This is a genomic window from Bacillus sp. JFL15 (assembly GCF_001184225.1).
Lineage (GTDB): Bacteria > Bacillota > Bacilli > Bacillales > Bacillaceae > Bacillus > Bacillus siamensis.
Genome location: NZ_KQ236689.1, coordinates 1,666,268 through 1,678,428, shown reverse-complemented (window position 1 = coordinate 1,678,428; position 12,161 = coordinate 1,666,268). Strand labels below are relative to the sequence as shown.

At 49.3% G+C, this 12,161-nt stretch carries 8 protein-coding genes, 9 tRNA genes and 3 rRNA genes; all 20 read right to left on the bottom strand.

Annotated features, from left to right (window positions below; genetic code table 11):
• Positions 1–180: 180 nt before the first annotated feature.
• A tRNA-Ala gene (locus AD710_RS08445) sits at positions 181–256 on the bottom strand.
• Between the two features lie 4 nt (positions 257–260).
• A tRNA-Pro gene (locus AD710_RS08440) sits at positions 261–337 on the bottom strand.
• Between the two features lie 13 nt (positions 338–350).
• A tRNA-Arg gene (locus AD710_RS08435) sits at positions 351–427 on the bottom strand.
• A gap of 11 nt (positions 428–438) precedes the next feature.
• Positions 439–524 (bottom strand) — tRNA-Leu (locus AD710_RS08430).
• A 14-nt stretch (positions 525–538) separates the two neighbouring features.
• Positions 539–613 (bottom strand) — tRNA-Gly (locus AD710_RS08425).
• Positions 614–637: 24 nt separating this feature from the next.
• A tRNA-Leu gene (locus AD710_RS08420) sits at positions 638–719 on the bottom strand.
• 6 nt (positions 720–725) lie between these two features.
• Positions 726–801: transfer RNA gene (locus tag AD710_RS08415), tRNA-Lys, on the bottom strand.
• A gap of 35 nt (positions 802–836) precedes the next feature.
• Positions 837–912, bottom strand: a tRNA-Thr gene (locus AD710_RS08410).
• Between the two features lie 5 nt (positions 913–917).
• Positions 918–993: transfer RNA gene (locus AD710_RS08405), tRNA-Val, on the bottom strand.
• A 23-nt stretch (positions 994–1,016) separates the two neighbouring features.
• A 5S ribosomal RNA gene (gene rrf, locus AD710_RS08400) occupies positions 1,017–1,132 on the bottom strand.
• A 51-nt stretch (positions 1,133–1,183) separates the two neighbouring features.
• A 23S ribosomal RNA gene (locus tag AD710_RS08395) occupies positions 1,184–4,112 on the bottom strand.
• A gap of 174 nt (positions 4,113–4,286) precedes the next feature.
• Positions 4,287–5,836: ribosomal RNA gene (locus tag AD710_RS08390) — 16S ribosomal RNA — on the bottom strand.
• Together the 16S, 23S and 5S rRNA genes with 9 tRNA genes alongside form the textbook arrangement of a ribosomal RNA operon.
• 390 nt (positions 5,837–6,226) lie before the next feature.
• Complete coding sequence (lysS, locus tag AD710_RS08385) at positions 6,227–7,726, bottom strand: lysine--tRNA ligase (protein WP_016936549.1); 1,500 nt, start codon at positions 7,724–7,726, stop codon at positions 6,227–6,229.
• A 91-nt stretch (positions 7,727–7,817) separates the two neighbouring features.
• Positions 7,818–8,819: a tRNA dihydrouridine synthase DusB gene (gene dusB, locus AD710_RS08380; protein WP_049627778.1), complete on the bottom strand. Its 1,002-nt coding sequence runs from the start codon at positions 8,817–8,819 to the stop codon at positions 7,818–7,820.
• Positions 8,819–9,046, bottom strand: a complete 228-nt coding sequence (locus AD710_RS08375; RefSeq protein ID WP_016936547.1) for a helix-turn-helix domain-containing protein — start codon at positions 9,044–9,046, stop codon at positions 8,819–8,821. The genes dusB and AD710_RS08375 overlap by 1 nt, the downstream gene beginning before the upstream one ends.
• The gene (folK, locus tag AD710_RS08370) at positions 8,998–9,501 is read right to left on the bottom strand and encodes a 2-amino-4-hydroxy-6-hydroxymethyldihydropteridine diphosphokinase (protein ID WP_016936546.1); all 504 of its coding nucleotides are present in this window, start codon (positions 9,499–9,501) and stop codon (positions 8,998–9,000) included. Before folK ends, AD710_RS08375 begins: the two co-directional genes overlap by 49 nt.
• The gene (gene folB / locus AD710_RS08365) at positions 9,498–9,860 is read right to left on the bottom strand and encodes a dihydroneopterin aldolase (protein WP_016936545.1); all 363 of its coding nucleotides are present in this window, start codon (positions 9,858–9,860) and stop codon (positions 9,498–9,500) included. Before folB ends, folK begins: the two co-directional genes overlap by 4 nt.
• Positions 9,853–10,710 (bottom strand): dihydropteroate synthase, encoded by an 858-nt coding sequence (gene folP / locus AD710_RS08360; RefSeq protein ID WP_016936544.1) that lies wholly within the window; start codon positions 10,708–10,710, stop codon positions 9,853–9,855. The genes folB and folP overlap by 8 nt, the downstream gene beginning before the upstream one ends.
• On the bottom strand, positions 10,691–11,575 hold the full coding sequence (gene pabC / locus AD710_RS08355; protein WP_049627777.1) for an aminodeoxychorismate lyase: 885 nt from the start codon (positions 11,573–11,575) through the stop codon (positions 10,691–10,693). The genes folP and pabC overlap by 20 nt, the downstream gene beginning before the upstream one ends.
• Positions 11,572–12,159: an aminodeoxychorismate/anthranilate synthase component II gene (gene pabA / locus AD710_RS08350; protein ID WP_016936542.1), complete on the bottom strand. Its 588-nt coding sequence runs from the start codon at positions 12,157–12,159 to the stop codon at positions 11,572–11,574. Before pabA ends, pabC begins: the two co-directional genes overlap by 4 nt.
• Between the last annotated feature and the right edge of the window lie 2 nt (positions 12,160–12,161).

Here is a 12,161-nt window from a genome sequence, read left to right as displayed (position 1 = left end):
TCTCCGATAAAGTAGTTTGACTGACTACGCACATCGCTGTGCGATTTATTTAAAACTTTGAATTAACAGGTACGTTTTGTCTTGTTTAGTTTTCAAAGATCATTTTGTTCACTTTCTCAAGCAACTTTTTAAGTGTATAATAAGTTTCTTTTAAAGTCAACATGTTTTTCAAAAAATAAATGGTGGAGCCTAGCGGGATCGAACCGCTGACCTCCTGCGTGCAAAGCAGGCGCTCTCCCAGCTGAGCTAAGGCCCCGAAGTGGTCGGGAAGACAGGATTCGAACCTGCGACCCCATGGTCCCAAACCATGTGCTCTACCAAGCTGAGCTACTTCCCGATTTTTAAAAATATGGCGCGCCCGAGAGGAGTCGAACCCCTAACCTTTTGATCCGTAGTCAAACGCTCTATCCAATTGAGCTACGGGCGCTTAATAATGAATGCCGAGGGCCGGACTTGAACCGGCACGGTAGTCACCTACCGCAGGATTTTAAGTCCTGTGTGTCTGCCAATTCCACCACCCCGGCGTGGATGGTATAGTTGGAGCGGAAGACGGGATTCGAACCCGCGACCCCCACCTTGGCAAGGTGGTGTTCTACCACTGAACTACTTCCGCATACAGGATAACTATCCTGTATAATGCGGGTGAAGGGACTTGAACCCCCACGTCATAAGACACTAGATCCTAAGTCTAGCGCGTCTGCCAATTCCGCCACACCCGCGTAACATGGTGAGCCATGAAGGACTCGAACCTTCGACCCTCTGATTAAAAGTCAGATGCTCTACCAACTGAGCTAATGGCTCTCTTTAAAGACTTGTGTTATTATCTTGTCCAAAAATGGTGCCGGCCAGAGGACTTGAACCCCCAACCTACTGATTACAAGTCAGTTGCTCTACCAATTGAGCTAGGCCGGCAAATATGGTGGAGGATGACGGGCTCGAACCGCCGACCCTCTGCTTGTAAGGCAGATGCTCTCCCAGCTGAGCTAATCCTCCGTATATTACACTTACGTGTAATGGCTTGGCGGCGTCCTACTCTCACAGGGGGAAACCCCCGACTACCATCGGCGCTGAAGAGCTTAACTTCCGTGTTCGGCATGGGAACGGGTGTGACCTCTTCGCTATCGCCACCAAACCATTGAGAGTGTTCTCTCAAAACTAGATAACAGTAAGCATACATTCAAAAATGGTTAAGTCCTCGATCGATTAGTATCTGTCAGCTCCATGTGTCGCCACACTTCCACCTCAGACCTATCAACCTGATCATCTTTCAGGGATCTTACTTCCTTGCGGAATGGGAAATCTCATCTTGAGGGGGGCTTCATGCTTAGATGCTTTCAGCACTTATCCCGTCCGCACATAGCTACCCAGCGATGCCCTTGGCAGAACAACTGGTACACCAGCGGTGCGTCCATCCCGGTCCTCTCGTACTAAGGACAGCTCCTCTCAAATTTCCTGCGCCCGCGACGGATAGGGACCGAACTGTCTCACGACGTTCTGAACCCAGCTCGCGTACCGCTTTAATGGGCGAACAGCCCAACCCTTGGGACCGACTACAGCCCCAGGATGCGATGAGCCGACATCGAGGTGCCAAACCTCCCCGTCGATGTGGACTCTTGGGGGAGATAAGCCTGTTATCCCCGGGGTAGCTTTTATCCGTTGAGCGATGGCCCTTCCATGCGGAACCACCGGATCACTAAGCCCGACTTTCGTCCCTGCTCGACTTGTAGGTCTCGCAGTCAAGCTCCCTTGTGCCTTTACACTCTGCGAATGATTTCCAACCATTCTGAGGGAACCTTTGGGCGCCTCCGTTACCTTTTAGGAGGCGACCGCCCCAGTCAAACTGCCCACCTGACACTGTCTCCCCGCCCGATAAGGGCGGCGGGTTAGAAGGTCAATACAGCCAGGGTAGTATCCCACCGATGCCTCCACCGAAGCTGGCGCTCCGGTTTCCAAGGCTCCTACCTATCCTGTACAAGCTGTACCAACATTCAATATCAGGCTGCAGTAAAGCTCCACGGGGTCTTTCCGTCCTGTCGCGGGTAACCTGCATCTTCACAGGTACTATAATTTCACCGAGTCTCTCGTTGAGACAGTGCCCAGATCGTTGCGCCTTTCGTGCGGGTCGGAACTTACCCGACAAGGAATTTCGCTACCTTAGGACCGTTATAGTTACGGCCGCCGTTTACTGGGGCTTCAATTCGCACCTTCGCTTACGCTAAGCGCTCCTCTTAACCTTCCAGCACCGGGCAGGCGTCAGCCCCTATACTTCGCCTTACGGCTTCGCAGAGACCTGTGTTTTTGCTAAACAGTCGCCTGGGCCTATTCACTGCGGCTCTCTCGGGCTTGCACCCTAACAGAGCACCCCTTCTCCCGAAGTTACGGGGTCATTTTGCCGAGTTCCTTAACGAGAGTTCTCTCGATCACCTTAGGATTCTCTCCTCGCCTACCTGTGTCGGTTTGCGGTACGGGCACCTCTCACCTCGCTAGAGGCTTTTCTTGGCAGTGTGGAATCAGGAACTTCGCTACTATAATTCGCTCGCCATCACAGCTCAGCCTTCACGGGAAACGGATTTGCCTATTTCCCAGCCTAACTGCTTGGACGCGGATATCCAATACCGCGCTTACCCTATCCTCCTGCGTCCCCCCATTGCTCAAATGGTGAGGAGGTGGTACAGGAATATCAACCTGTTATCCATCGCCTACGCCTTTCGGCCTCGGCTTAGGTCCCGACTAACCCTGAGCGGACGAGCCTTCCTCAGGAAACCTTAGGCATTCGGTGGAGGGGATTCTCACCCCTCTTTCGCTACTCATACCGGCATTCTCACTTCTAAGCGCTCCACAAGTCCTTCCGGTCTTGCTTCACAGCCCTTAGAACGCTCTCCTACCACTGTTCGAAGAACAGTCCGCAGCTTCGGTGATACGTTTAGCCCCGGTACATTTTCGGCGCAGAGTCACTCGACCAGTGAGCTATTACGCACTCTTTAAATGGTGGCTGCTTCTAAGCCAACATCCTGGTTGTCTAAGCAACTCCACATCCTTTTCCACTTAACGTATACTTTGGGACCTTAGCTGGCGGTCTGGGCTGTTTCCCTTTCGACTACGGATCTTATCACTCGCAGTCTGACTCCCAAGGATAAGTCATCGGCATTCGGAGTTTGACTGAATTCGGTAACCCGGTAGGGGCCCCTAGTCCAATCAGTGCTCTACCTCCGAGACTCTTACCTTGAGGCTAGCCCTAAAGCTATTTCGGAGAGAACCAGCTATCTCCAGGTTCGATTGGCATTTCACCCCTACCCACACCTCATCCCCGCACTTTTCAACGTGCGTGGGTTCGGGCCTCCATTCAGTGTTACCTGAACTTCACCCTGGACATGGGTAGATCACCTGGTTTCGGGTCTACGACCACGTACTCATGCGCCCTATTCAGACTCGCTTTCGCTGCGGCTCCGCATCTTCTGCTTAACCTTGCACGGGATCGTAACTCGCCGGTTCATTCTACAAAAGGCACGCCATCACCCGTTAACGGGCTCTGACTACTTGTAGGCACACGGTTTCAGGATCTATTTCACTCCCCTTCCGGGGTGCTTTTCACCTTTCCCTCACGGTACTGGTTCACTATCGGTCACTAGGGAGTATTTAGCCTTGGGAGATGGTCCTCCCGGATTCCGACGGAATTTCACGTGTTCCGCCGTACTCAGGATCCACTCTGGAGAGAACGAAGTTTTGACTACAGGGCTGTTACCTCCTATGGCGGGCCTTTCCAGACCTCTTCATCTACCTCGTTCCTTTGTAACTCCGTACAGAGTGTCCTACAACCCCAAGAGGCAAGCCTCTTGGTTTGGGCTGATCCCGTTTCGCTCGCCGCTACTCAGGGAATCGCATTTGCTTTCTCTTCCTCCGGGTACTTAGATGTTTCAGTTCCCCGGGTCTGCCTTCTCATATCCTATGTATTCAGATATGGATACCACTCCATTACGAGTGGTGGGTTTCCCCATTCGGAAATCTCCGGATCAAAGCTTGCTTACAGCTCCCCGAAGCATATCGGTGTTCGTCCCGTCCTTCATCGGCTCCTAGTGCCAAGGCATCCACCGTGCGCCCTTTCTAACTTAACCGTTAAAAAGAATCACTACGTGATTTCTTGCATTACAATTGAATGTGAATTACTTCTGTTATCTAGTTTTCAAAGAACATTATCTCGAAGAATCGAATGATCCTTCAAAACTAAACAAGACAGGGAACGTTCTGTTTATAAGACCCAAGGTCTTATATTCCGTTAAAATCCTTAGAAAGGAGGTGATCCAGCCGCACCTTCCGATACGGCTACCTTGTTACGACTTCACCCCAATCATCTGTCCCACCTTCGGCGGCTGGCTCCATAAAGGTTACCTCACCGACTTCGGGTGTTACAAACTCTCGTGGTGTGACGGGCGGTGTGTACAAGGCCCGGGAACGTATTCACCGCGGCATGCTGATCCGCGATTACTAGCGATTCCAGCTTCACGCAGTCGAGTTGCAGACTGCGATCCGAACTGAGAACAGATTTGTGGGATTGGCTTAACCTCGCGGTTTCGCTGCCCTTTGTTCTGCCCATTGTAGCACGTGTGTAGCCCAGGTCATAAGGGGCATGATGATTTGACGTCATCCCCACCTTCCTCCGGTTTGTCACCGGCAGTCACCTTAGAGTGCCCAACTGAATGCTGGCAACTAAGATCAAGGGTTGCGCTCGTTGCGGGACTTAACCCAACATCTCACGACACGAGCTGACGACAACCATGCACCACCTGTCACTCTGCCCCCGAAGGGGACGTCCTATCTCTAGGATTGTCAGAGGATGTCAAGACCTGGTAAGGTTCTTCGCGTTGCTTCGAATTAAACCACATGCTCCACCGCTTGTGCGGGCCCCCGTCAATTCCTTTGAGTTTCAGTCTTGCGACCGTACTCCCCAGGCGGAGTGCTTAATGCGTTAGCTGCAGCACTAAGGGGCGGAAACCCCCTAACACTTAGCACTCATCGTTTACGGCGTGGACTACCAGGGTATCTAATCCTGTTCGCTCCCCACGCTTTCGCTCCTCAGCGTCAGTTACAGACCAGAGAGTCGCCTTCGCCACTGGTGTTCCTCCACATCTCTACGCATTTCACCGCTACACGTGGAATTCCACTCTCCTCTTCTGCACTCAAGTTCCCCAGTTTCCAATGACCCTCCCCGGTTGAGCCGGGGGCTTTCACATCAGACTTAAGAAACCGCCTGCGAGCCCTTTACGCCCAATAATTCCGGACAACGCTTGCCACCTACGTATTACCGCGGCTGCTGGCACGTAGTTAGCCGTGGCTTTCTGGTTAGGTACCGTCAAGGTGCCGCCCTATTTGAACGGCACTTGTTCTTCCCTAACAACAGAGCTTTACGATCCGAAAACCTTCATCACTCACGCGGCGTTGCTCCGTCAGACTTTCGTCCATTGCGGAAGATTCCCTACTGCTGCCTCCCGTAGGAGTCTGGGCCGTGTCTCAGTCCCAGTGTGGCCGATCACCCTCTCAGGTCGGCTACGCATCGTCGCCTTGGTGAGCCGTTACCTCACCAACTAGCTAATGCGCCGCGGGTCCATCTGTAAGTGGTAGCCGAAGCCACCTTTTATGTCTGAACCATGCGGTTCAAACAACCATCCGGTATTAGCCCCGGTTTCCCGGAGTTATCCCAGTCTTACAGGCAGGTTACCCACGTGTTACTCACCCGTCCGCCGCTAACATCAGGGAGCAAGCTCCCATCTGTCCGCTCGACTTGCATGTATTAGGCACGCCGCCAGCGTTCGTCCTGAGCCAGGATCAAACTCTCCGATAAATGGATCACACAGATGTCACTGCATCCTGCAGTAACATCTGTGTGATCTGCATCATGCAGACCTTAGTTTGACTGACTACGCACATCGCTGTGCGATTTATTTAAAACTTTGAATTAACAGGTACGTTTTGTCTTGTTTAGTTTTCAAAGATCATTTTGTCTTTCGTTCAAGCGACTTTATTATTATATCTTATCAATCTCTTGAAGTCAATAACTTTTTAAATTTCTTTTTTTCGTCGGCGCCTTGTTTAGCGGCAACGAATAATAATATACCACCTCACAAATAATAGTGCAATAGTTTTTTAAAAGAAAATAAAAAAAGCTTTATGAACGGCTTGTTTATAAAAAAGCGCCGTACTGCGATATGCAGAAACGGCGCCTTTCCTTTTATTAGCGATGTCTCATTTGAGGGAATAATAAAACGTCTCTGATAGATGGAGCATTTGTTAACAGCATGACAAGTCGGTCGATGCCGATACCTAATCCTCCGGTCGGCGGCATGCCGTACTCAAGAGCTTCAACGAAGTCTTCATCCATCATATGCGCTTCATCGTTTCCTTCTTCTCTTTCTTTTAATTGCGCTTCAAAACGTTCTCTTTGGTCGATAGGGTCATTCAGCTCCGTAAATGCGTTAGCGTGCTCACGGCCGACGATAAACAGCTCAAAACGGTCTGTAAAGCGCGGATCCTCAGGATTTTTCTTAGCAAGAGGCGAAATCTCTACAGGGTGGCCGTAAATAAATGTAGGCTGAATGAGTGTTTCTTCAATTTTTTGTTCGAAGAATTCATTGATGATATGGCCCACCGTCATTGAGTTTGTGATCTCGATACCATGTTCTTTTGCATGGCCGCGGGCTTCTTCAACAGTCATCTCATTCCAGAAATCTACGCCTGTAGCTTCTTTGACCGCATCTACCATATGGAGTCGTTTCCATTCAGGTTTCAGATCAATCTGCTCTTCACCGTACTGGATTGTGGTGCTTCCCAGCACTTCCTGCGCAATATGTGCAACGAGGTTTTCCGTCAGGCTCATAATGTCCTTATAATCGGCGTACGCTTCATACAGTTCGATCATCGTGAATTCAGGGTTGTGGCGTGTAGAAACACCTTCATTACGGAACACGCGTCCGATTTCGTAGACTTTTTCCAGCCCGCCGACAATCAGGCGTTTCAGATGAAGCTCAATCGCAATACGCATATAAAGAGGCATATCCAGCGCATTATGATGCGTGATGAACGGGCGCGCAGACGCTCCTCCCGGTATGCTGTGCATTGTAGGTGTTTCGACTTCTAAGTATCCATGGTCATCTAAGTATCTTCTCATCGCTTGGATGATTTTGCTGCGTGTGATAAACGTTTGTTTGCTGTCAGGGTTTACGATCAGGTCAAGATAGCGCTGACGGTAACGCTGTTCAACATCTTTTAATCCATGATATTTATCAGGAAGAGGACGCAGTGCTTTTGTCAGCAATTCAAAAGATGTCGCTTTGACAGACAGCTCACCTACGTTTGTTTTGAAAACTTTCCCGGTGATGCCGATAACGTCTCCGAGGTCTGAAGATTTAAAGATTTCATATTGTTCTTCGCCGACACTGTCTTTTCTTACGTAAATTTGAATTTGACCCTCTAAGTCCTGCAGATGGGCAAAGCCGGCTTTTCCTTTACCGCGCTTTGTCATCATACGGCCTGCAATGGTAACTTCAATCGCTTTTTCTTCCAGTTCTTCTTTAGAAAGCTCTTGGTAGGCGTCAATGATCTGCTGAGATTGATGTGTTCTCTCGAAGCGTTCGCCGAAAGGATCAATGCCGTTTTCTCTCAGCTGGTTCATTTTATCGCGTCTGACTTGCAGCTGGTCGTTCAATTCCTCATGATTTTGCTCTTCTTGACTCATTGTTATCACTCCATTACAGATATTGTTTCATGAAAAAAGCAGAAAAACTGCCAGCACAAAACTAGCAGTGAGCAGCAAATAGAGGTGAGTATTATCCTACTTTTGCGTTTTGAAGTTCTTTCGTCTCAACTTCAACCGTAAATGCATCTAAAAGCTGTACAAACTCTTCTCTTGTCTCACATTGATTGATTTCATTGCGAACATTCGCATTGCCTTTTACGCCTTTCAAATACCATGCAGCGTGCTTTCTCATTTCTCTTACCGCTACCTTTTCACCTTTTAAGTTAATCAGGCGGTCAAGGTGCAGTTTGCATACTGACATTTTTTCACGGACTTTCGGTTCGTCTTTTAACTCACCAGTTTCAAGGTACTGAACTGTACGATAAATCATCCACGGGTTGCCGAGTGCGGCACGGCCGATCATGACGCCGTCAACACCGGTTTCCTCGAGCATGCGTTTCGCGTCCTGAGGCGTTTTGACATCGCCGTTTCCGATGACAGGAATAGAGACGGATTGCTTTACTTCTTTAATGATATCCCAGTTCGCAGTGCCTTCATACATTTGCACTCTTGTGCGTCCGTGCATCGCAATAGCTTTTCCGCCGGCGCGCTCAACAGCCTGGGCGTTTTTCACGGCATAAATGTGATCTTCATCCCAGCCCATTCTCATCTTCACCGTGACGGGCTTATCAACAGCATCTACTACTGCGGATACCATTTCATAAATTTTATTCGGATCGAGAAGCCATTTTGCTCCCGCGTCGCATTTTGTAATCTTCGGCACAGGGCATCCCATGTTAATATCAATAATATCAGCCGTCGTATTTTGATCGACAAACTTAGCCGCTTCTACAAGGGTTTCTTTCTTCCCTCCGAAAATCTGCAGGCTGAGAGGTTTTTCTCTCTCCTCGATGTAGAGCATTCCCATTGTTTTCGCGTTGTTGTACAGAATGGCTTTGTCACTGACCATTTCCGCACATACGAGTCCCGCTCCGAATTCTTTAACGGTAAGACGGAATGCGGCGTTGCAGACTCCGGCCATCGGAGCAAGAACCACTCTGTTTTTTAATTCAATATCACCGATTTTAAACACTATTCGTCCTCCTTTCCTGCATTTTCAGGCGGAGCCAATTCTTCCGCGCTTATATTTAAAGCATCAGCAGCGTCACGAATGATCGAAGCTGACGGCAAACGGTTTCCGCGTTCAATCTCGCCGAGAATGGAAACTGAAATACCTATCGCTTTTGCAAACCCTTCTTGAGTATACCCCTTCAGCTTTCTGAATGCACGAATTCGTCTACCCCAGATTTCTGCTTCCATACGCTTACACCTTCTTGGTTTGTTTCATCGCTTATCGTGATATGATCCGCATGCGGACAAATTTCTTTTAACGGCGCAAGGACAAATAAGCGCTCGTACATTCTCGGATGCGGAACAACCAGCCGCTCTGTTTCAATATTTTCACGATTATACAGCAAAATGTCAAGGTCTGCCGTTCGCGGCCCCCAGCGGATTTCTCTCGTTCTGCCTAATTCAGCTTCAATGCTCTGCGTCACGTCAAGAAGTTCGAAAGGAGTCAATGACGTCTTCACTTCAACGGCCATATTGAGAAACTGATCTTGATCTTCGTAACCCACGGGATCTGTTTCATATATGGAGGATACCTTTGACACCGTCACGCCATCATGCCGGCTGAGCATGGCCACTGCGCGCCGCAAGTAACGTTCACGGTCGCCCATGTTGGACCCGAGACCGATATATGCCGTGTTGTTCATGATTTCTTTCTCGTCATTTCTATGGCTACTGATTTATAATGGCCGGGAATCGGCGGATCAGGCTTAACAACCTTTACCGTACATTGCCGCACCGGCTCAAATTTCTTAAGAACGGTGTCTGCGATCCGCTCCGCAAGCGTCTCGACCAAATTGACGGGTTCGCCCTCAACGATGCCGCGGCAGACACTGTACAGCTCCGCATAGTTAATCGTGTAAGAAAGGTCATCTGTTTGTCCCGCTTTGCTCAAGTCCAGTTCGGCAGTCAGGTCTACTTTGAAACGCTGGCCGAGTTTGTTTTCTTCTTCGAACACACCGTGATATCCGTAAAACTCCATACCTTCTACATATACTTTATCCATAATGCGCGCCTCCTTTGTTCAACATAGCATCCATCATCTTAGTCATTCTTGCGATCTCTTTGACATCATGCACCCTCACAATGTCGCAGCCTTTCTGAACGCCAAGGCATACTGTCGCCCCTGTCCCCTCGGCACGTTCCTCAGGAGGGAGGTCAAGCACATGGCCGATGAATCTTTTTCTTGATGTCGCCAGAAGCAGCGGATAACCTAACCCGCTGAACACTTCCAGCTTGTTCATGACAGCCAGATTGTCCTCATAGTTTTTCGCAAAGCCGATCCCCGGATCCAGAATCATATTTTCATCTGAAACGCCGGCATCCGCGGCAATTTTTACGCTTTCCATTAAGTCTGCAAGCATATCAGGAATAAGATCGTTATAATTTCTTTCTTTTCGATTATGCATTAAGATAATCGGAACTCCGTGTTTGGCTGCTACCGGCGCCATGTCAGGGTCACCTTTCGCCCCCCAGATATCATTGATGATAGAGGCGCCCGCTTTCACCGCTTCGTCTGCCACGGACGCTTTGTACGTATCAATTGAAATCGGAACGTCCAGTTCGCTTGTGATCCGTTCTATGGCGGGGATTACACGCGACAGTTCTTCATCAGCCGACACGAGTGATGCGCCGGGCCTTGTCGATTCGCCGCCGATATCTATGATATGCGCCCCTTCTTCAGCCATCTTCGCCGCATGCAGAAGCGCTCTTTCCGTACTGTCGTATTTTCCGCCGTCAGAGAAGGAGTCTGGCGTTACATTTAAAATTCCCATAACGAGTGTCTTCTCTTTATAGGACAAAGCGCCTTTTTTTGTATGAATCAGTTTAGGCTGTTCAATCGTTTGCTGCGCCATTTTGTTCCTCCTCCTTTACATTCATTTTGTTTATTTCCTGCTGATACTGCTTACGGAGCAATTGCACCGTTTTTCCGCTCACTCCGGGCAGCGGCACTTCCTCTATTTTAGAAAACGGGATAATTTCAAGCACGGAGTTTGTCATCCACGCTTCATCCGCTTCAAGCATTGATTGAAAACGGAATCGGCCTTCGGCAACCTCTGTCCCCTGCCGTTTCAATTCATCAATGACAAACTGTCTCGTTACCCCGTCGAGAATGCCTGTATCCAAGGATGGCGTAAAGACCTTGTCTCCTTTTCGCCAAAACACATTGGAGACAATGCCTTCCGCGACATCTCCTTCTCGGGTCAGGAAAATCCCTTCAAGATTCGGATCATTGCCGATTTCTTGTTTAGCATACATATTGTTTAAATAGTGATGGGATTTTAACCGAAAAGATCCTTCAGGCGTATTTCTCCGGACAGAGAGAAGTTTGCCTTCTTTTTCAAGAGGCAAAGCTTCCGGATTAAGCCGGCTGACGAAACAAAGGACGGTCGGCTTGTCATAAGTCTGGGCAGTAAATCCTTTATCGCTGACGCCTGCCGAGACGTTAAGCCGGACACGCGCGCTGCCGTCCTTGATGTCATTGAGGTGCAACAGGCTTGCAAGCATATCAAGCAGCTCCTGTTTATTCACCTCATACGCAATCTGCAAATCCCGAAGCGCCCTGTTGAGCCTGGCGACATGCACATCCGGCAAAAACGGCCGGCCGTTGTAAAGCCTGAACGTCTCGAACGCGCCGATCCCGTACAGATAACCATGGTCAAAAGGAGAAAGCGCCGCTTCTTTCTCCTCTATATATTGACCATTCAAATATATAATCACACCGTCACTTCCTTCTTGCGGTGTGTCTCAATAAAGTTTCTGAGCATCTCTTTGCCGAAGGAGGTCATGATGGATTCCGGATGGAACTGAACACCTTCAACAGGCAGCTCATTATGGCGGATTGCCATAATTTCTCCTTCTTTGGTTTGAGCGGATACCGTAAAGCAGTCAGGCAATGTGTCCGCTTTGACAATAAGCGAGTGGTACCGGGTGGCGACCAGCGGATTTTGCAGGCCTTTAAAAATCGTCTGTCCGTCATGCATAATGTCTGACGTTTTGCCGTGCATGAGCCGCTCCGCTCTGACGACATCTCCTCCGAACACTTGTGCGATCGACTGATGTCCGAGACATACGCCGAAAATAGGAATGCTGCCGGCAAAGTGTTTGATGGCCTCGAGGCTGATTCCCGCTTCATCCGGACTGCACGGCCCAGGTGAAATCATCAAGAAATCCGGCGCCAGCTCTTCTATCTCTTCAATCGTAATCCCGTCATTCCGTCTGACGATCAGTTCCTCCCCCAGCTCACCCAAATATTGAACCAAGTTGTACGTAAATGAATCATAATTGTCAATCATTAAAATCATCT